Source organism: Psychrobacter sp. M9-54-1 (genome assembly GCF_016613355.1).
GTDB lineage: Bacteria > Pseudomonadota > Gammaproteobacteria > Pseudomonadales > Moraxellaceae > Psychrobacter > Psychrobacter faecalis.
Genome location: NZ_JADGFW010000041.1, coordinates 1 through 20,105, shown reverse-complemented (window position 1 = coordinate 20,105; position 20,105 = coordinate 1). Strand labels below are relative to the sequence as shown.

At 44.7% G+C, this 20,105-nt stretch carries 17 protein-coding genes; 11 read left to right on the top strand and 6 right to left on the bottom strand.

The annotated features are described in order from the left end of the window. The first annotated feature begins 94 nt into the window (after positions 1 to 94). The 6 genes from dapC (at position 95) to IQ457_RS12840 (ending at position 7,888) form a co-directional block, all read left to right on the top strand. Positions 95 to 1,369: a succinyldiaminopimelate transaminase gene (dapC, locus tag IQ457_RS12865; protein WP_200663778.1), complete on the top strand. Its 1,275-nt coding sequence runs from the start codon at positions 95 to 97 to the stop codon at positions 1,367 to 1,369. Between the two features lie 257 nt (positions 1,370 to 1,626). Further along, a complete protein-coding gene (locus IQ457_RS12860; protein ID WP_200663777.1) occupies positions 1,627 to 3,729 on the top strand; it encodes a DUF294 nucleotidyltransferase-like domain-containing protein in 2,103 nt (700 codons plus the stop codon). 58 nt (positions 3,730 to 3,787) lie between these two features. Next, positions 3,788 to 4,399 carry a 3'-5' exonuclease gene (locus IQ457_RS12855; RefSeq protein WP_200663776.1) on the top strand — a complete coding sequence of 204 codons (612 nt, stop codon included), beginning with the start codon at positions 3,788 to 3,790 and terminating at the stop codon, positions 4,397 to 4,399. A gap of 65 nt (positions 4,400 to 4,464) precedes the next feature. Next, a complete protein-coding gene (locus tag IQ457_RS12850; RefSeq protein WP_200663775.1) occupies positions 4,465 to 6,522 on the top strand; it encodes a D-alanyl-D-alanine carboxypeptidase/D-alanyl-D-alanine-endopeptidase in 2,058 nt (685 codons plus the stop codon). Positions 6,523 to 6,621: 99 nt separating this feature from the next. Beyond that, positions 6,622 to 7,146 carry an ABZJ_00895 family protein gene (locus tag IQ457_RS12845; RefSeq protein WP_200663773.1) on the top strand — a complete coding sequence of 175 codons (525 nt, stop codon included), beginning with the start codon at positions 6,622 to 6,624 and terminating at the stop codon, positions 7,144 to 7,146. A 181-nt stretch (positions 7,147 to 7,327) separates the two neighbouring features. Next, positions 7,328 to 7,888 (top strand): DUF421 domain-containing protein, encoded by a 561-nt coding sequence (locus tag IQ457_RS12840; RefSeq protein WP_200663771.1) that lies wholly within the window; start codon positions 7,328 to 7,330, stop codon positions 7,886 to 7,888. A gap of 166 nt (positions 7,889 to 8,054) precedes the next feature. Here the strand turns inward: IQ457_RS12840 and IQ457_RS12835 are convergent, their stop codons facing one another. Then, entirely contained in the window at positions 8,055 to 8,501 is a 447-nt protein-coding gene (locus tag IQ457_RS12835) for a DUF2147 domain-containing protein (RefSeq protein ID WP_200663769.1), read from the bottom strand. Between the two features lie 275 nt (positions 8,502 to 8,776). On the opposite strand from IQ457_RS12835, the gene rlmH reads away from it, so the two are divergent. Both rlmH and IQ457_RS12825 read left to right on the top strand, forming a co-directional pair. After that, on the top strand, positions 8,777 to 9,265 hold the full coding sequence (rlmH, locus tag IQ457_RS12830; RefSeq protein ID WP_068406749.1) for a 23S rRNA (pseudouridine(1915)-N(3))-methyltransferase RlmH: 489 nt from the start codon (positions 8,777 to 8,779) through the stop codon (positions 9,263 to 9,265). A 116-nt stretch (positions 9,266 to 9,381) separates the two neighbouring features. After that, the gene (locus tag IQ457_RS12825; RefSeq protein WP_200663767.1) at positions 9,382 to 10,302 is read left to right on the top strand and encodes a DODA-type extradiol aromatic ring-opening family dioxygenase; all 921 of its coding nucleotides are present in this window, start codon (positions 9,382 to 9,384) and stop codon (positions 10,300 to 10,302) included. A 98-nt stretch (positions 10,303 to 10,400) separates the two neighbouring features. Here IQ457_RS12825 and IQ457_RS12820 read toward each other — a convergent pair whose 3' ends face one another. Beyond that, positions 10,401 to 11,894 carry an amidase gene (locus IQ457_RS12820; protein ID WP_200663765.1) on the bottom strand — a complete coding sequence of 498 codons (1,494 nt, stop codon included), beginning with the start codon at positions 11,892 to 11,894 and terminating at the stop codon, positions 10,401 to 10,403. Between the two features lie 211 nt (positions 11,895 to 12,105). Beyond that, entirely contained in the window at positions 12,106 to 15,405 is a 3,300-nt protein-coding gene (locus tag IQ457_RS12815; protein ID WP_200663763.1) for a DNA translocase FtsK 4TM domain-containing protein, read from the bottom strand. A gap of 593 nt (positions 15,406 to 15,998) precedes the next feature. Between IQ457_RS12815 and trxB the strand changes: the two genes are divergently transcribed. From trxB to IQ457_RS12800, 3 genes are all read left to right on the top strand, one after another. Then, positions 15,999 to 17,021, top strand: a complete 1,023-nt coding sequence (trxB, locus tag IQ457_RS12810) for a thioredoxin-disulfide reductase (RefSeq protein ID WP_200663761.1) — start codon at positions 15,999 to 16,001, stop codon at positions 17,019 to 17,021. Beyond that, the gene (gene aat, locus IQ457_RS12805) at positions 17,022 to 17,858 is read left to right on the top strand and encodes a leucyl/phenylalanyl-tRNA--protein transferase (RefSeq protein WP_200663759.1); all 837 of its coding nucleotides are present in this window, start codon (positions 17,022 to 17,024) and stop codon (positions 17,856 to 17,858) included. It abuts the gene before it with no gap. Positions 17,859 to 17,963: 105 nt separating this feature from the next. Further along, complete coding sequence (locus IQ457_RS12800) at positions 17,964 to 18,401, top strand: MerR family transcriptional regulator (protein WP_200663757.1); 438 nt, start codon at positions 17,964 to 17,966, stop codon at positions 18,399 to 18,401. A gap of 46 nt (positions 18,402 to 18,447) precedes the next feature. Here the strand turns inward: IQ457_RS12800 and rimI are convergent, their stop codons facing one another. The 3 genes from rimI to IQ457_RS12785 all read right to left on the bottom strand — a co-directional run. After that, on the bottom strand, positions 18,448 to 18,936 hold the full coding sequence (gene rimI, locus IQ457_RS12795; protein ID WP_342343317.1) for a ribosomal protein S18-alanine N-acetyltransferase: 489 nt from the start codon (positions 18,934 to 18,936) through the stop codon (positions 18,448 to 18,450). Between the two features lie 291 nt (positions 18,937 to 19,227). Then, on the bottom strand, positions 19,228 to 19,755 hold the full coding sequence (locus IQ457_RS12790; protein ID WP_068404024.1) for a peroxiredoxin: 528 nt from the start codon (positions 19,753 to 19,755) through the stop codon (positions 19,228 to 19,230). A 280-nt stretch (positions 19,756 to 20,035) separates the two neighbouring features. Next, on the bottom strand, positions 20,036 to 20,105 hold a 70-nt coding region (locus tag IQ457_RS12785), incomplete at its 5' end, for an EF-Tu C-terminal domain-related protein (RefSeq protein ID WP_446737548.1).

Here is a 20,105-nt window from a genome sequence, read left to right as displayed (position 1 = left end):
AAAAAAGACAAAAAATAAGAGAAGTGCTACACTGCTCAAATGTAATTTTTCTTTATCACTTTATTATTAATTGTCTATTATAGTTAGCCTACCTATGAATCACAACTTGACGACTCTGCACCCTTATCCGTTCGCTAAGATGGCGACTTTACTCGCGGACAGTACGCCAGCCTATAACTATAGTGAAATTAAGCTCGGTATTGGAGAGCCAAAACACGAGCCGCCAGCATTTGTGTTGGACGTCCTACGCGAAAACTTGGACAAAATAAGCCAATATCCAACCACCAACGGCCTATTTGAGCTACGCCAAACCATCGCCCATTGGCTTGAGAAACGTTTCTTTCTCAATCATCTCGACCCGCATAGCCAAGTATTGCCGGTTATGGGTACGCGCGAGGCGATTTTTAGCTTGGTGCAAGCCGTTATTGACCATTCACAAACCGAGTTGTCCGAAGACGAAGCCAATCAACTGCCAGCTCATAATCAACCAAGCGCGCAGCCATTGCAAAAAGCAGATGAAGCACCAACGATTGTGATGCCCAATCCGTTTTATCAGATATACGAGGGTGCTGCCATACTCGCGCAAGCGACGCCGTACTTTATGCCTTGCAGCATCGATAATGATTTTAAAGGTGACTATCGCGCGGTACCGAGGGACGTTTGGACGCGCACGCAGCTATTGTTTGTCTGTAGCCCAAACAATCCAACCGGTTCCGTCATGACCATGGATGATTGGGAACACTTACTACGTTTATCCGACCAGTACGGCTTTATCATTGCCAGCGACGAGTGCTATAGCGAGCTGTATTTTGATCGCGCGCCGATTGGCCTACTGCAAGCTTGCGCGGCACTTGGTCGCCATGACTTTAAAAACTGCGTGGTATTTCACTCTTTATCCAAGCGTTCAAACTTGCCCGGCCTGCGTTCAGGCTTTGTCGCCGGTGACGCCGATATTTTGCAGCCTTATTTGCAATATCGCACTTATCAAGGCTGCGCGATGCCGATACCGCATCAGCTGGCTTCCATCGCTGCTTGGGAAGATGAAAAGCACGTGGCGCAAAATCGAGCGCTTTATCAAGAAAAATTCGCCTTATGGATGTCAGAGCTTGGCGAATTGCTTGATTTACGCATGCCAGAGGCGGGTTTTTACTTTTGGGTAAAAGTCCCTGAGCAATTTAATGGCGACGACGAAATCTTTGTCAAAGCTTTGTATGAGCAAGCAAATATTCACGCGCTGGCGGGGCGTTATCTGTCACGCGAGGTCAATGGTAAAAATCCTGGGCAAGGTTATGTGCGTATTGCCTTAGTTGCCAGCGTTGAGGAAAGCCGCGAAGCCATTAGTCGCATTCGTAAACTGCTTGGCGCTTAAAAACTCACTCAAAAACTGAGCTTAAAATTTAGTCAAAGAACCTCAGCATTAAACGATAGATACGACCTCAAGACTTAGTATAGTATCAGAGAACCACATATACCCACAATATCATAATGGTTATATGTAGTTCTCTACTATCTCGGTTGCGAAGAGTGCTATAGTAGAAATAACGCGACGCTATTTTTATATTTCTTTAGCAGTCGTAAAATTTCTTTTTCCAAAATTTTACTAAATATGCCATCAAGGATGATGCCATGCCCCATCTTGATTTTACCCAGCCACCCTTTGATGTAATAAGCGCGGCTGAACGTCAAAGTATTAGAAAAAACACCCAAATCCGTTATCTTGCTAAAGATGAGCGTTTATCTGCTGATGATTTAAGCTATTTTTATGTGGTGATTAAAGGACAAATCGAGCAACTGTTTGCTGGCGAGTTTGTGGCGACTTATTTAGGTAGCAATCATACCGACCATCTAAATAGTAATGATTGGTTTGACAGTCGGCGGTTGCCAAAATCGTTTACAGAAGAAGATAACGAAGCAGCCACTTTCATACCTATAAAAAGTACCGTACCCATAAACAATGGCAAACCCAAAAATGAAAGTGACATATCGCCCTACGAATTTCGTGCGATTGAAGACACCCTGCTGCTGCAAATCAATGGCGCTACCGTTGACAAAATCAGTGCGCAGAATCATTTAGTGCGCCAATTACTCTCAGAAGATTTACCTGAACGATTAAAAGCATTACAGCAGCGGCGAAGTGGGCAAAGCTTAGATGCTAGCTATCATGGCTATAATGAACAGCAAGAAGTCCAGCAAATCATGATGCAGCCGGTAATTGATGTCAGCTTATTACCCGTGCATATCATTGATGCCACCAGCAGCCTCTATGAGGCGGCACATATCATGACCAAAGCTGGGCTTAAGCATGTGTTGGTGCGGCCGCTCGACCAATCACACCCTGCTGACAAGCAAACACTAGATAATGATTTAAAAACAGACTTAGACCGAAATTTAGACAAGAATCTAGATAGCAGCTTAGTTACTGATAGCGCCAATACGCAAACTTCCAACAGCTACTCTGGTCGTACGTTAGGTATTTTAACCGATACCGATATCTGCCGCGCGGTAAGCGACCAGCAAAACCCTGCGACGACGCCTTGCCAGCGCTATGCAAGTTTCAATCTGCGCACCATTGATGCGGACGACGAGATTGGCGATGCGCTATTGACCATGACGCGCTACCGTATCCATAGACTGCCAGTGATTGATGCCAACGGCGAGGTTGCAGGCGTGCTTGGGCAAAGTGATATGCTCGCTCATATTGGTCATCATTCGCAGCTGATTAGTCTGCAGATTGAGCAAGCAAAAGATTTGCCGAGCTTAGCTACCGCGGTTGAGCTTATCGGGCGCTATATTCGCGCGCAGCACCAAAACGGTATCAAAATCGGTAATGTCAGCCGTATGGTACAAACCCTTAACGCTCAAGTTTTTACCAAACTATGGCAACTTATCGTACCTGATGAAGTGATGAAAAATACTTGCGTCATCGTCATGGGCTCAGAGGGTCGCGGCGAGCAAATCATGCGTACCGACCAAGACAATGCGCTGATTATTCGTGATGGTTACAGCCATCCTGACTTAGCTCAGTTCGCTGAAACCTTTAACCATCATTTAGCAACCTTGGGTTATCCACTTTGCGATGGCAATATCATGATGACCAATCCGCTGTGGCGGCAGCCGCTCAAACAGTTTAAAGCGCAGATTAGCTTATGGTTTAGAAATACCGACCCGATACATAGTATTTATTTGTCGGCCATATTTGATGGCGAATATGTCTGCGGCGATGAATCGCTACTGACGAGTGTGCGCGAACATTTAAAAATTGCCCATCGCCAGTCAGACCTGATGTTTGTCCGCCAGTTCGCCCGTGCCGCTTTACAGTTTGGCGATGTCGGTCAATGGTGGCAAAAGTTTGTGCCGCTCCTTGGCGGTAAAAAAAGCGCCTACGATATCGATCTTAAAAAAGCCGGTATTTTTCCGCTGGTGCATGGCATTCGTACTTTAGCCTTAGAAAACGATATTTTTGATGCGCCGAGTAGTAAAGGACGCCTTAAAGCCTTGGTGCAAGTGCGCGCCTTAAACCAACAGCGCGCTGACACTTTGCTTGAAGCGTTAGAGTTTTTTATGGCGCAGCGTTTGTCAGTGGCGCTATCAACAGATGATAAGCATGCGCGGCAAGTTGATCCGACCACTTTATCGGCACTCGAGCGAGACTTATTAAATGAATGCCTGGCCGTGGTCAAAAGCTTTAAGGGTCAATTAAGTCGCCATTATCAGCTAGAGTTTAATTAAAATAAATAAGTCAGCTGATAAGAACGCTGCGCGCAAAAATAAAGGGGAGCAAAATAAGATGGGTTGGCTAAAACAGTTATCGTCTCATTGGCAAAAGACCCATTTGCAGCGCCCTGAGCTGGCATCGATGTTTAATGAGCCTTTGGCTGATAAATGGGTCGCGATTGATTGCGAGATGACAGGACTCAATCCAAAAAAGCATCACCTGCTATCTATCGCTGCCATTCATATCAATGGCGATAGCATTGATACGGGTAACGGTCTGCATTTGGTTTGCCGACCGCCTGTCATGCCTGATCGTGATACCATTGTGATTCATGGGCTGCGTACTGCCGATGTTGAGCATGGTATGAGCTACGATGAAATGCTGGCTTTAGTACTGCCTTTTATAGACAATCGACCGCTAGTTGGGTTTTGTCCGCAGATAGATACAGGTTTTTTGAACCCTTTGGTTAAGCGCTATATGGGCACCACGCTACCAAATAAGGTCATTGATATACGGCAATTATACAGTCGGCGTATGGGCGATCGTACGCAGGGTATTCCTAATCAATCACAGCATTTGACCAATATTTTAGCGCATTATGAGATCCCAGAGCTCGGCACACACGATGCTTATAACGATGCCATCATGACAGCCATGGCATTTTTGCACCTACGCCAACGCTGATACTACGTGAAAATAGCAACTCATGTTACCATAGGCTGTTTTTGCCACCTGATGATAGACCGCTCATGCTACCCACTTCTAAAACTGATCACCGCCCTACCGTCTTTGCTAAATTAGCGCCTTTTTCTAAGCAACCATATACGCTCAATAAGCCTGCTCACTACCTAGTATCGCTGACCTTATTTGCGAGTGTTTTGCTAACGCCGCTATGTGCGCAAGCGGTTTTACCAGAAGCGATTCAGACAGCGCTTACGCGTGCAAACTTAAATGCGACCGATATTAGTATTGTCATCACCCCAGTCGGTGATAAAACTGCGAGCCGCTTACCTGCGCCTATGCAGGTGATTGATAGCCCTAAAGCCGCTAATCAGCCTGAATCGCTAACTACATATAGTGCTGCCGCAGAGCCTAACGGCATCCAAAAACAAACGACTCAAAATAGTAATACTAATGCTAAAGAAATAACGGTACATCAAAGCACTTTAGTGACGATTGAAAAACAGACGATTAAGCAACATGCAAGACAGCTGCATGCTTATACCGATGATCCTTATACCTATCAAAGTATAGAGAGCGTGCCACCGCTACTGCCCGATGACGCTTTAAAACCCGCTAAAAGTAGTAATGAAAATGAAAGCAGCAAAAACAATAACGACAAATCGACTGCTCATAATCCCGCTATCAAAATTTCGTTTTCACCGCTATTAAGCCATCAAGCCGATATTGCGCGCACGCCTGCAAGCACCATGAAACTGGTGCCAAGTTTTATCGCCTTAGATACGTTGGGCGCTGACTTCGTTTGGCATACCCGCGTTTATCATACGGGTATTATTATTGGCGATAAGCTCTATGGCGACTTGATTATTCAAGGCAGTGGCGACCCAAAAATGACCCACGAGCGCTTACAGCAACTGCTTTATAAAGTGCAAACGGCTGGCATCCGCCATATCAACGGCGATATTATCGTCGATAGTAGTGTCTTTAAAAACGTCACCAAAGACCCTGCCGCCTTTGACAACTCGCCGCTACGTCCTTATAACGCCAGCCCCGATGGTTTTTTGGTCAATTTTAGCAGCATCGGTATTAAAAGCTATCCGCTAGACAATACGCGCGCGCAGCTAACCTACACACCGCAATTGGCAAATTATCAAATGCCAAGCATGATAAATATGCGCTCGGCTGCTTGCGGGCAAGCGCGCTATAGTATTGCGCCGCAGTGGCAACCGGCACAATTAACGCTTAATAGCAATTTACCAGACAGCTGCGGCGAACATGCTTTTTATGTCGCCTACCCTGATGCCAAAGATTTTGCCGCCCGCGTCATTGCCTCTAAATGGCAAACGCTTGGCAATACCTTAAGTGGCAAAGTCATCGCGCAAGAAACGCCTTATCATGCCAATAAAATTGCCAATAGACAGAAAAAATCGCCACATGGTTTGGCAGCGATTGCCATGTCGCCCTTGCCCATTGTCAGCTATCCTTCTTTAAACCTTACTCAGCAGATTTATGATATCAATCACTTCTCTAATAATGTGATGACCGAACAAGTAGCGCTTTCTATCGGCGCTTATAAAACAGATGTGAATAAAAACGACACGCATCAAGAAAGCGTTAATAAGCAAGGCACTGATACCGATAAAACAATTAACAATCAAGCAATCAGCTTATATCAATTTGGTCAGCCAACAGCGACCGACTATCCGCAAGCGCTGCAATCAATCAATCAGTGGTGGCAAACCAACTTGACTAGCCCACCGCCGCATTTGACCAATGGCTCAGGACTCTGCCGCGATTGCAGCATCAGTGCCGCGAACTTAAGCGAGCTGTTGACCTACGCATACAACCAACCCAGCTTTGATACTTATGTGAGCTCGCTAGGCATTGCTGGGGTCAGTGGCACCATTAGTGCCCATAGTGACCGTTTACCAAAATCGCAAGCCATCGGTCGCGCTTGGATAAAAACGGGTACCTTAAATAATGTCACCTCGATGGCAGGCTATGTCAAAGGTTTGTCTGGGCAAGACTATGTGGTGGCCGGACTGATTAATACAGATCATGCGCTTAATGCCTATACTGCCCGTACCGTATTAGATAGCATGTTAGATTGGACAGCACAGCATTGACAATATCGACCACATTGATCAAAAACATTAATAAAAATCAGCGTTAATGCTTAATATGTTTTAACACCCTATGCTTTACCCTTTATAAAGGTTATTTTTATGTCACGCAAACCAATGCAGCTTAGCAAGCGTCTTAGTCCAGCAAAAGATGGTCAAACAGCGGGCAATACTTCTAGCAACCTAAACGTAATGCCGCCTAAAATGGCGCCATATATCGGATTCTTTGCGGTAGGTTATGTTTTGGCCAGTGCCATATTTATGATGGTGCAAACCAAATTTGCCCTAAACTCACAGCTGGTGACTGCCGTATCCATCATTGTCGGCGCTTATATCGCGGTGCATAAATTTATTAAGCATCAACAGCGCGCGCTAGATAAAAAGGAAATCAATCGCTTGATGTTTGGCGGCGTTGCGGTGGTTTGGCTACTTACCATAGTTTATTTCTTAGGTATCTGGTTTTTCTTATTTGATGCCGTAAGCCGTGAGGTATTAACCGAGATGGCTATACAGCGACCGCTACCGCTGCTTTCGGCATTGGTGATGATATTGGTGTTGAGCTTAGTCAGCGCGCGTCTTAGTATTTTATTAATCAACCGCCTCCTTAATCCTAAGCAGAGCCGTTAAGCATAAATTTATTGAACGCCCATCGCTGCCCTTAACTCGCTACTAAATGCTCAAAAATACAACCTCATACAAACTTTTTGCCCTATTAATGATGAAATTCCGTTACGCTGTTTGTAGCCTCATCACTTCTGATAGCGATAATACATTACACAGTTTTTTATGATTAATAGGAGTCCAGATAATGGAGATGCTGCTTTTTGACAATATAGAAAAACTTGGACGCATTATCCTAACAGCGGTCATGGTTTATGCGTTAATTGTGTTAATTACCAAAGTATCTGGCAAACGCTCAACCTCGCAGCTTAATAACTTCGACTGGATTGTGACGGTGATGATTGGCTCTTTGAGCGCCAGTACGATTTTACTCGAAGAAATCCCGTTTATCGAAGGCAGTGCCGCTATTGTGACCTTGTATTGTCTACAGTTTTTAGTGACTAAATATGCTTCTGTCTCAGCCAGTTTTAGTCATCTTATTTTATCGGAGCCGCGGATTGTTTTTTATCAAGGGCAATTCTTACCAGATGCCATGCGTGCTGAGCGCCTAACGCGTCAAGAGCTAGAAAGCGCGATGCGTTCTGAAGGGATGAATAGTTTTGATGTTATCGAAGCCATTGTTTTTGAGTCAGATGCGACATTGACGATTATTCCAAAACCTACGCCCTCGAATAGTAAAAACGACGAGCATCAGAGTGATGAGGGCGTATCAGAAACCATCAAACCGCTGATGTCAAACGATGACTAGGAAAGATGCTCTAAGCGCTTTAAGATGATAGCGTTTTAAAATAAAAGTATTGAGGTAATGGCTTAACGTTAAAGCACTAAAAAAGGACAGCACATCTCAATCTGCTATCCTTTTTGTTTTACAAGCTTGCTTTATAAATTTGCTTTTATAAGAGCACTGGTAAAAACTACTTAATGCGCTTCCACGTTTGCGAGCGGCCAAAGACAGGTGTGCCGACATAGCCGCGCAGCTTTAAGCTTTGACCATTGTCACTCAAGGTTAGCTTACCAGAGTAAGTTTTTCCCGACTCAGGGTCGACCAGCTTACCGTCACTCCACTGGTTATTACCATCGGCTTTTAGACCTGACAATATTTGTAGACCTTCAACCGGTTTGTTTTTTAGGCTGCCAGGACATTTGGTACAAAGCGCGTCTGCCTTTTCTTTATTCAATACTTTGATGATTTTTCCTGAAACTTTACCACCGCTTTCGGTCAATTGAATAACGGCTTTTTTCTCGCCAGTTTTATCATCAATGGTTTGCCACTGCGTGCCGTTTAAAGAAGCAGCAAATACAGAGGTTGAGAGTAGTGCGCCTGCGCTAAGTGCTAATAGGCTTGATATAGTACGGTTCATGAACGACTCCTTTCGTTTAAATAATATTGCAAACTATCTTATGCTCTATCAAAAAGACGGTACAGGGTTGCTGACGCTTTCTTTACCATTCAACGATAAGACTATGTAAAGATAAGACCATGTAACGATAAAAGCAATTAGTGTAAAAAAGAACAACTGTTGGTCGAATGCTAGTAAAGCATAAAAAAATACTTTGTAAAAGGTCTGTTTGTTACAATACCTTAAGCGCAGAATCTTTTTGTTACATTTAACCCATTATAAAAGTGGTCCATATTATGAAAGTAAGAATATTGAGTGTTGGAAATAAAATGCCCAAATGGGTACAAACCGGTTTTGATGAATATTTTAAGCGTATCCAGCCCATGCTTAATACTGAAATCGTAGAAATTGCCGCCGCTAAACGCGCCAAAAACCCCTCAGACGCCAATTTGGCGCAGTACCGTGAGCAAGAAGGTCAAGCGATATTGGCCGCTCATGCTGCGGCTGGACGCGAGCAATTATGGGTGCTCGACGTAAAAGGTAAAATGCTCTCAACCGAACAGCTGGCTGAAAAACTGGCTGATGGCATGCAGCAAGGCGATGATATTGCGTTGGTCATTGGCGGCGCTGACGGCGTATCGCCAGAGGTATTGGCAAAAGCAGATGTGAAATGGTCGTTATCGGCGCTGACGCTGCCGCATCCTTTAGTGCGCGTGGTATTAATGGAACAGCTGTATCGCGCCATGAGTATCAATCACAACCATCCTTATCATCGCGGTAATTAAAACCTTTATAAAAACAGTCATTTGCTATAAAAATCAACTATGCCCTATCAAAAATAATGGCGACGCGTCATGGTAAAACGGATTGAAATATAGGCGCGCGCCCTAATAAATGCACCATGAAACATCCTAAACCTGCGACACCTAAAGCCATGACCGCTGCCTCGCAACATAAGAGCGAGCGTCAAAATACAACAACATCCAAGCCCGCGCCCATTACCTCAGCGGCTGCTTGGACAGGCACGCCTGCGCTAGCAAGTGCTATAACGCCCTCAAAACAGGCTAAACTGCCCGCGCTATTTATCTCGCATGGCGCTCCGACGCTCGCCATCGAACAATCGGCAACCACCAGTGCGCTGGCACGTATCGGTCAAAACTTGCCCAAACCGCGCGCCATCATCATTATGTCAGCGCACTGGCAGTCGGCTAAGCTTGAAATCAGCAGCAATCCGCGACCAAAGACGTGGCATGATTTTTCTGGCTTTGCGCCCGAACTCTATGAGTTGCAGTATCCAGCAGTCGGCCAGCCAGCGCTTGCGGAGACATTGGCGCAGCAGCTAACGGCGCGTGGTATTACCTGCCGTGTAAACCCTTTACGCGTCAGTGACCACGGGGTTTGGGCGCCGCTTTTACACCTGTATCCTGAGGCTGATATACCCATCGTGCAAATATCCTTGCCACGCCATTATGACAGCATCGCTTGCTTTCAGTTAGGCGCGCAGTTGGCGCAACTGCGCGCCGAGCAAATTCTTTTGATTGGCTCGGGCAATATCACCCACAATTTAGAGGCATTACGTTGGCAAGCAGAGAGTATCGATGAGACCGCCAAAGACTTTAAAGTTTGGCTATTGCAGCAACTAAAAACGGATATTCCAAGCGCTTTAGATTGGCAGCAATATCCTAATTATCAAAATGTACATCCAAGCGATGAGCACCTATTGCCATTATTTTTTGCTTTAGGTGCCGGTCAACGCGTCTCTGTGGTGCATCAAAGCATGGCGCATCACAGTTTGGGTATGGATATTTATCGCTTTGATTAGTGCTTATCTACTACAGCCCCTAAACTTTTAATCAAAGCGTTTTTGCTAATCTCTACTTTTTAATATAGAAGTTATCAAAACTCTTTCATCATATAAAACTATTTCTCAAAAGCCGGTTTGGTAAACATGCCAGCGCGCTCCATCTCGCCTGCGATACTAAATAGCGTGGTTTCATCATTCATGCGCCCGATCAGCTGCATCCCAATCGGCAGACCTTTTTTACTCATACCAACAGGTAACGACATTGCTGGTAAGCCGGTGACATTACCCAAGATAGTAAAGCCCATTTTACCAAGTACTGGGGCGCTGAGCTTTTCAATCATACCTGAGCTAAAGGCAAATCTGCCCATATTAATGCCTTTATTGAGCAAGCCTGCGCTGCGCATCAGTGTTTCATCCATACGGCTTGGCGGCAGCACACCATGCTTGACCGCAGGCGTTGGCACGGTTGGACATAAAATCATATCGTACGTCTCAAGCAGCAAGCCTGTTTGATATTGGCTAGCGTGCCAGCCATGCTTAGCGTGGGCTAAATTAACAGCAGATAATGAGCGCCCAAGCATTGCCATATTATCAGTCTGCGGCTCAAGGTTTTGGATATGCCGCGCGCCGTAACAGCGCTCGATATTATCAATGGTAAAAGCGGTATGGGCACAGACCACCACTAAAAAATCATGCCAAAACTGCTCAATATTAATGTTCGGCTCAGCTGGGACCACACGATGACCCATGACCTCGAGTTGCTTCGCGGTTTTTTCTAATACAGCAAGTACTTCTTTATCGACCTCAGTATTGGCAACCAATGGCTGTTGATGCAGGGCGATGGTTAATTGTCTTGGCGCGCGCATGGCTGCTTGCAAAAACGTGCCGTCGGGCGGTGCAATGACGTAAGGCGCGCCGATTTCTGCGCCACTGGTCGCATCAAGCATCGCCGCGCTATCACGCACACTACGCGTAATCACATGGTCAGCGACCGCCCCTTCCCAGCCTTCACCAATTTCTGGGCCCATAGGGTTACGGCCTCGACTAGGTTTAAAGCCAAACGCGCCGCACCATGCCGCCGGAAAGCGTATCGAACCACCGCCGTCACCCGCACCCGCCATTGGCACAATACCGCTTGCGACTGCGGCGGCACTACCGCCCGATGAGCCGCCTGAGCTATAGCCTTTTTTAAAGGGATTATGCGTGACGCCATGGGCTTTGGGCTCAGTGGTAATAATGAGGCCAAATTCTGGGGTATTGGTTTTGCCAAAAGTATTGACGCCAGTGGCTCTCATACGTTTAACGATTTCGCTGTCGCTTTCTGATAAGATATTGACGCTGCGACTGCCCATGGTAATTGGCTCATCGGCAAAATGAAACGACAGGTCTTTGAGCAGATAAGGGACGCCGTTAAAGACGCCCGTCGGTAAACCTTGTTGCGCCGCAGCATATGCTCGCTCATCAAAGCGGTGGATAATGGCGTTTAATTTAGGATTGACTGTATTGGCTTGATTCACGGCAGCATCTAACAATTCTTTGGCGCTGACTTCCCCTGCGTTCACCAGCGCTGCCAACGCCAATGCATCATATTGGGTATATTCTTTAAACATAACTGACCGTCCTTGGAGAGTGATAGATTTATACTTTTTTAAATTGATGCTTATTTTTTTATAAACACTCACCAGTTTAGTATAAAAAATGACGATTTATAATCGATATACAAACTCATTGGTCATTCAGACGATGACAGTATTCTTTTCCCATAAAAAAAGACGAGCCACGTTCGTTACTCGTCTTTTTTTATGGGAAATCTATTAATTTTTACATCAACAGCTCGCGCTTACCACTTTTGCCCATAGAGCTGACCAAGCCAGCCTCTTCCATCGAGTCAACGATACGCGCCGCGCGGTTATAGCCGATGCTAAATTTCCGCTGGATACTAGATGCTGATACTTTACGCGTTTCCATTATAAAAGCCACGGCATCATTATATAAATCGTCATCTTCGCCAGAGGCATTTGCGGCACTACCGCCGCCACTGGGACTCGATAGCTCAAAGTTGCCGGCCATATTATCAATATAATCGGGTGCGCCGCGTTCACGCCATGCATCACAGACACGGTTGACCTCTTCGTCACTGACATAAGCACCATGGACGCGGTCGGGCTCAATTTGCCCAGGGCCTAAGAACAGCATATCGCCGTTACCAAGCATGTCTTCTGCGCCGCCGCTGTCCAAAATCGTCCGCGAATCCACTTTTGAGTTTACTCGGAGCGCAGCACGCACTGGAATATTGGCTTTAATCAAACCCGTGATAACGTCAACTGACGGACGCTGAGTAGCAAGCATTAAATGAATGCCAGCCGCGCGTGATTTTTGTGCCAATCGCGTAATAAGTTCTTCGGCTTGCTTACCGACCTGCATAATCATATCGGCAAACTCATCGGCGACAATAACAATCATCGGTAAGGTTTTAAGCTTAGGCGCTTGGCTAATACTGACGCTGTCATTCGGACGCCATAAAGGATCAAGCATTGGATTCCCAGATTTTTCAGCTGCGATTACTTTTTTATTAAACTCGTTAAGTTTACGCACTTTTAATAAACTCATCAGCTGATAACGGCGCTCCATCTCTGCCACGCACCATGACAAGGCGCTGGCCGCTTCGGTCATATCAGTGACGACAGGTGTGAGAAGATGCGGAATATCATTATAGTTGGCAAGCTCGAGCTGCTTTGGATCAATCAAAATCATACGCAGCTCATTTGGCGTATATTTGAGCAGCATCGACAGTAGCATCGAGTTGACCAATACCGATTTACCAGAACCTGTCGTACCAGCAACGAGCATATGCGGCGCGCGCGCAAGGTCAGTAATAATCGGCTTACCGCCGATATCTTTACCCATCGCCATGCTAATTTGCGCTTTAGGATCTTTAAATTTTTCCGTATTTAGTAGCTCAATCAAACGCACCATTTCGCGCTTTTTATTGGGCACCTCGATACCGATATACGGCTTACCCGGAATGACCTCGACCACTCGCAACGACGCCATCGATAGCGAACGTGCCAAATCGCGTGAAATACCCGTCACCTTGCTGGCTTTAACACCAGGCGCAAGCTCTACTTCAAAGCGCGTCACCACAGGGCCTGGAATGGCATTGACCACGTTTGCTTTGACATTAAACTCTTGCAGCTTAATCTCTAATAATTCCGATAACTGCTCAAGCTCAGCCAGAGTATAGCTTGGCTTACGGTCAGGGTCTGGCTTATCTAAAATCGACAGCTCTGGAATCGGCGTCAGGCTGCTACGATAAGCGGCGGTTTGCATCGAGCGTGATTTTTGACTAAAAGCGGCATCATCACTGATATGCGGCATCACTGGCAGATCAGTGTCGTCAGCTCTGCTGTCATCTTCTGGCACCATGTCGGTAATATGATTGCTGCTATCACCCTCTGGCACTGCAAAGCTTACGGTCGGTTTAGCGGCCGCCGGAGCAATATTGGTCACCGAAGTACCAGTGTCCACCGTCGGTGCTAATTTTGGATTGGCAGGCGGGGTATTGGTCGGCGTCATGTCAGTCATTTCGCTGACTTCATCTACTTTATCGATTTCATCACTTAGCGCAGCGTTATCTGTTTGCCAGTCTTTCGTCACTTCATGTTGAGTTGACAGCACCTCATGTTGAGTTAAAGGCTCAGAGTTATCGGTAAACTCAGAGTCTTCGATAGACCAAGCTTCAGAGAAGTCATCCATCGAATCATCAATGTCATTACCGATTAAATCCTCTGCTACTTTTTGCTCCTTGGCGAAAGAGGTCTGCATTACTGGCGCTTCAATGACGGTTTGTTTCTGTTCTACCTTAGACGCTACTGGCACTGCGGCGTGTTCTGCTAACCACGCATCTGCTAAGTGATTAACTTCTAAGCTATCAACTCCTAAATCAACGCTTTCTGTCATTTCATCTTCATCAGCAATATCATTAATGTCATCAAAAGCAACAGACGTAGCAGCAGAATCGTAACCAAACGTCTCTTGCTCAGCCATTGCTTCACGCGCCAACAAATCATCAACCGTATCGGCATCGTTCCAAGCAAAACTTGGTTCAACTTTGCGCGCAGGAGCGGTAATAGAATTTACAGTAGCTGTTTTTATAGTAGCTGTTGACGCTTGCGGCTGATGGACGTGTTTGAAACTACTTGTATTCGCAGAAGCTGGTTGCAATTGATCATCTTGCGCTGCGCTATTCGTTGCCGTTTGTGCTACTGCTGCTGCCGCTGACATAGAGGCTTTAACGCTAGCACCAAGACCTGACGTCGCCAAAAACTCTTTTAATACGTTGTTAAAACGACCATTTTTATCTGCTGTTTGGTTGTCATGAGCGTGATTAGCCGCTGGTAAATCCAGTGGTAACTGCTCAAAACCTTGCGCCGCTTTTTCATCGCTCGCACTTTCATCATTTTGCTGTTGCTCAGACGCTGTTGGCGCAGCTTGTCTATTTCCTCGCTTACTCTCATTCCCTTGAGCCGCATTGTCTTGAACTGCAGTATCACGCCATGACCACGTTTTGATTTTTTGATAAATCGCTAACCAATGAATATTAAAAGCAAAAGTGGCAGTAATCACCACAAATACCGTCAAAAATATTACACTACCCCACTGCGACAACAGCTGTGCCAAACGTGCTTGCAGCTCAAGCCCAATAATACCGCCAGCAACCCCTTTTAGCCCTGACGTCATCGGGTCTGCCACTTGCTGTACTAGCGCTACCAATTGCGCAAATAAGGCGCTGGCACTTAACAGCAAAAATACATAAGCCACGACACGTAATAACCAAAACGTTGGTTTATTATCCCACCAAATCAGTACCGACTCATAAACCAAAAACGCCAGCAACCACCAAGCACCAAAACCAAAAAAGCTATAAAGCAAATCCGACAGCCACGCCCCCATCTCGCCGCCCATGTTATTCACGGTCGTCATGTCACTGCTGATATGCGACCAGCTCGGATCGTTACCCGTATACGTCATCAAAATGACGAACAAATAAACCGCCAGTATTAACCCAAGCAGGGTAAATATGCCCTTTTTTAAATACTCAATAAGTGGTGCTGATATCACGTAAGATCTGCCTTGTTGTCAATACTCGTTGCTAATGCTCGTTAGTGCTCGTTAGTGCTCGTTAATAAGATAAATGCTTGTAGCTTATGATTGAAACCAATCATGTGAAATAATTTTTTACTCTTAAGAGGCAATGTATAAAAGCACTATATAACTAAACGTGTAATTTGGTGCATCATTCACTGTCTACTACGCTTGCATAACTTCTTATAATAACAAATACATAGGCGTAGTGGCGACAGTGTTATCAAGAAAGCGCAGAAGAAAATCAATTATTAAGCCGATGAGCAAAAAATGCAGTCATTAACCGAACATTCGCCACACTTTTTAGCAATAAAGCAGTATGCAATGAAAAAGTATGCTTTCATTTTAAGAGCAGTTTTTAAGCGCTCCGTGCTTTGATTCTAATGATACCCATATTCATTTTAGCAAACTTGCACTTTTTGCCCTCAGCCCTTATGTTATTATCACACAGCAATAAGAAAAACCATATTCATCGCGACTTTTAGCGACTATTTTTTATAACATTTATCATTTGTACCACGTATTTTAATTTTTATATTTCTTATTTAGATAGCAAGCAAGGAAATTTTATGGCAACTGATAACACGGCTCCGCGCCACGAAAAACTCATTATTTTAGGCTCAGGCCCTGCCGGTTACGCCGCTGCCGTTTATGCAGCACGCGCCAACCTAAAACCTGTTATGGTCACCGGTCTGGAAGTTGGTGGGCAGCTGACCACGACTACTGAAGTCGATAACTGGCCGGGCGATGCGCACGATTTGACCGGTCCTGCGCTTATGGATCGTATGAAAGCCCATGCCGAGCGCTTTGGTACCGAACTGGTCTACGACCATATCAATGAAGTCGATTTAAACGTACGCCCTTTTACCCTAATCGGTAATAACGGTAGTTACACTTGTGATGCCTTGATTATCTCAACGGGTGCTTCTGCGCAGTATTTAGGCTTAGAGTCAGAAAGCAAATTCCGTGGCCTTGGCGTATCAGCTTGTGCCACCTGTGATGGTTTCTTTTATAAAAACCAGAAAGTCGCGGTCATTGGTGGTGGTAATACCGCCGTTGAAGAGGCTTTATATTTATCAAACATCGCCTCTGAAGTGACACTAGTTCATCGCCGCGACAGCTTACGCGCTGAAAAAATCTTGCAAGATAAGCTGTTTGAAAAGGCCAAAAACGGTAACATCAAAATTGAATGGAACCACAAAGTTCGCGAAGTTGTCGGCGATGATATGGGCGTCAATGGTTTGATTATCGAATCGATGCTTGATGGCAGCACTAAGCAATTAGACGTGTTTGGTATGTTTGTCGCCATTGGTCATAAGCCAAATACAGATTTATTCAAAGGCCAGTTAGAAATGAAAGACGGCTACTTAATCGTTAATAGCGGTTTAAATGGTAATGCCACCCAAACCAGTATCGAAGGCGTATTTGCCGCAGGTGACGTCGCCGACCACGTTTATCGTCAAGCGATTACCTCAGCGGGTACGGGCTGTATGGCAGCACTTGATGCCGAAAAATATTTGGATGCAATGGGTGAAACAGTCGCTCGTGACCACACTTATGCCTCTACATTGACTGAAGATAAAGAAGCATAAATGAGCGATTTTGCTAAAGATAACGACCGCATTGATATTAATGCGGCTGCTATAGCGCCTGAAAACTTTCGTCAATACATAAAAAGTCTTGGGCGTTATAATTTTCCCGATCCTGCGATGGTGGACCCTGATGGCATCGGTATCGTTGCTGTCGGTGGAGATTTATCACCGGAAACGCTAATTTCAGCTTATGCGCAAGGATTATTTCCATGGTTTAATGAAGATGACCCTATCGCTTGGTGGTGCCCTGAGCCGCGCTGCGTCATGGTGCCAACGGATTATAAGCCGAGTAAATCACTACGTAAACAAGCGGGTCGCGAACGTTGGCAGTTGACCCTCAATCAAGCGTTCGATGATGTTATCCATGCTTGTAGCTTACCGCGTAGCGATGGTTTCAATGACGCGCTACCCGAGGGCGAACATACTTGGATTCATAGTGAGATGATTGACGCCTATACTGAGCTCCACGCGCAAGGCTTTGCGCATAGCATTGAAGTTTGGGATGATAAACAGCATCTAATTGGCGGTTTATATGGCTTAAAAATAGGCGGTATTTATTTTGGCGAATCGATGTTTCATGTTGCTTCAAATGCTTCAAAACTCGCTTTTTGGGGCTTAATGCGTTTATGTGAGCAAAGCCATGTCGAATTGGTAGACTGTCAGCTACCAAACGACCATTTATTAAGTTTGGGAGCTGAAATCTTGCCACGCGCTAAATTTTTGCTAGAGCTAGATACTTTAATTGGCAGCCGTTCAGTCAAATGGCAAAAGGACTCTCATCAATCTTTAGCGGTCTCACTTCTCGATAAACCTCAGCCTTGGCAATTGAAAGTATAAAGTAAACTTAAATAAATCTATTTATAGTTAAACATAGTAACGAATAATGCTTGCTATCATTTTTTACACAATTAGTAATTTAGGTATTTTACTTACGAGGTCAGCATGGCACCCGACACAGCGTTTTTATTGATTGGCACACTAGCGGCGCAGGCCAATACCACCAAAGATACCATTCGTCATTACGACCAACTGGGGCTACTGAAATCTCGCAAACGCCAAGCGGGCTCCCGGCTTTATACCGAGTTTCATCCCGAATGCGTCGAGCGTATCGAGCTCATCAAAAGTGCTCAAGCCATTGGTTTTACATTAACTGAAATCAAAGACAGCTTAAATGATTATTACGATGGTCAACTTGATATTGATTTGCAGCTAAGCCTTACGCAGCAGAAATTGGCGCAAGTTAGAAAACAGCAAATGACAATTAATCTGATGATAGAAATGTTGGCTGAACGCATCGAGGTGCTTGAACGCATGAAAACCGATAAAAACTATCTCTCTAATATCGAAATCTGCAAAAAGAAAATACCGCCGCAAGCATGATTTCACTCTTTTTTAATAACTATTTACTCTTCTAAACAACCAATTGCTAATCATAAACTCGTTGCAGGATTAATGCATCGACAGAAGGTTGATGTGGCAGTTGATAATAATTTTTACGTGTATGAATCACAGCAAACGCTTGCTGCTCATATAAAGCAAGCGCTGGTGCATTATCTGCGCGCACTTCTAACAATAAGCTCTCTACCTTATTATTTATTAACTCATTATTTAATGTAGCAAAAAGCTGCGAGGCAATACCTTGACGCTGATAGTCAGGATGGGTGCCAATACGCAGTATCTCTGCTTGCTCAAAAATTACTTGATAGAGGCAGTAGCCAATGACTTTATTATTATCGGCTTTACCTTCTGGTTTATACACTATCAGTATATGCGTACTATCTTGCGCGAGCATCTCAGCCAATGTCTGCTCAGTCCATGCATCGTGCGGCTGTACGAGCACTTCGATATTTGCGACAGCTTGAAGCGCTTGTTGCCGCTCTGAGGTATTGGTTGCTAACTTATCGATAATAAACACCACTTTTCCTTCTACTTTTCTTATGCCTTAACGGCTATGTTAGCGTAATTTTTAAACTTATTCATAAATGACATTCTATATATGTCATAAATACATACCTAAGCTGCCTATACTCAAAGATATCTTAGACGTTTATTTTAATATTGCCAAAATTTTGTAGAAAACATAAAAAAACTGCTTAGCCCTTATACTTAAGGATTAAGCAGTTCGACAGTATTTGAGCTTCAGCATTCAAGTAACTATCGACGCCTGATGATACCAGTCAAACGTCAATACACTTAAGAATTGTGATTAAGCATTACTTTTCAGATATTCTAACATGGTATCTGCATCTGATACTTCAAATGGATCTGTTGGGCAGTTGTCATCAAAACCCGCCTCTTTAAACACTTTTTTAATTTCTTTATTATCGACATACATCGAGTAGCGCCATGAGCGCATACCAAAGCCAAGATTGCTCTTATCAACCAGCATGCCCATTTTACGAGTGAACTCACCATTGCCGTCAGGAAGCAAAAAAACGTTTTCACGGTTTTGCTTTAGGCCCCATTGGTACATGACAAAGGCATCATTAACAGAAATACAAACGATTTCATCTACACCCAACGCCTTAAATTCATCATAAAGCGCTTCATAACGAGGTAGATGGCTGGTCGAACACGTTGGCGTAAAAGCACCTGGTAGAGAGAAAACCACCACTTTTTTATTGGCAAATAACTCATCTGTGGTTAGGTCATACCATTTAAATGGGTTGTCTCCGCCGATAGATTCATCACGAACACGAGTTTTGAAAGTCACATCAGGTACATGGGTAATCATTATTTACTCCAATTTAGGTTATTGTGTTTTTATTTTTAAAATGCTACCGCTATATAATAAAGGTTATAGTTATCTATAAGCAAATCTTTAATCTACTATATATAAATCAGTCCTTATAATTTATAGCTTTGGAATTTATTTTTTCAAATTAGAGAAAAATCCTATTATTTAACCCCTTATCCGCATTCATACCCCACAAAAAAAGCCACCCTTAATCAAGGATGGCTTTTTTCTTACTGCTTAACGCTTAGATAACTGTATAGCGTTAGGGTTTTGATGCTTAGCTAAGAACGTTAGCAACAACACCAGCGCCTACGGTACGGCCGCCTTCACGAATTGCGAAGCGAAGA

Excerpts from the sequence above, each read along its gene's own strand:
- dapC (WP_200663778.1), top strand. The coding sequence starts at position 95 with ATGAATCACAACTTGACGACTCTGCACCCTTATCCGTTCGCTAAGATG.
- IQ457_RS12860 (WP_200663777.1), top strand. The coding sequence starts at position 1,627 with ATGCCCCATCTTGATTTTACCCAGCCACCCTTTGATGTAATAAGCGCG.
- IQ457_RS12855 (WP_200663776.1), top strand. The coding sequence starts at position 3,788 with ATGGGTTGGCTAAAACAGTTATCGTCTCATTGGCAAAAGACCCATTTG.
- IQ457_RS12850 (WP_200663775.1), top strand. The coding sequence starts at position 4,465 with ATGCTACCCACTTCTAAAACTGATCACCGCCCTACCGTCTTTGCTAAA.
- IQ457_RS12845 (WP_200663773.1), top strand. The coding sequence starts at position 6,622 with ATGTCACGCAAACCAATGCAGCTTAGCAAGCGTCTTAGTCCAGCAAAA.
- IQ457_RS12840 (WP_200663771.1), top strand. The coding sequence starts at position 7,328 with ATGGAGATGCTGCTTTTTGACAATATAGAAAAACTTGGACGCATTATC.
- IQ457_RS12835 (WP_200663769.1), bottom strand. The coding sequence starts at position 8,501 with ATGAACCGTACTATATCAAGCCTATTAGCACTTAGCGCAGGCGCACTA.
- rlmH (WP_068406749.1), top strand. The coding sequence starts at position 8,777 with ATGAAAGTAAGAATATTGAGTGTTGGAAATAAAATGCCCAAATGGGTA.
- IQ457_RS12825 (WP_200663767.1), top strand. The coding sequence starts at position 9,382 with ATGAAACATCCTAAACCTGCGACACCTAAAGCCATGACCGCTGCCTCG.
- IQ457_RS12820 (WP_200663765.1), bottom strand. The coding sequence starts at position 11,894 with ATGTTTAAAGAATATACCCAATATGATGCATTGGCGTTGGCAGCGCTG.
- trxB (WP_200663761.1), top strand. The coding sequence starts at position 15,999 with ATGGCAACTGATAACACGGCTCCGCGCCACGAAAAACTCATTATTTTA.
- aat (WP_200663759.1), top strand. The coding sequence starts at position 17,022 with ATGAGCGATTTTGCTAAAGATAACGACCGCATTGATATTAATGCGGCT.
- IQ457_RS12800 (WP_200663757.1), top strand. The coding sequence starts at position 17,964 with ATGGCACCCGACACAGCGTTTTTATTGATTGGCACACTAGCGGCGCAG.
- IQ457_RS12790 (WP_068404024.1), bottom strand. The coding sequence starts at position 19,755 with ATGATTACCCATGTACCTGATGTGACTTTCAAAACTCGTGTTCGTGAT.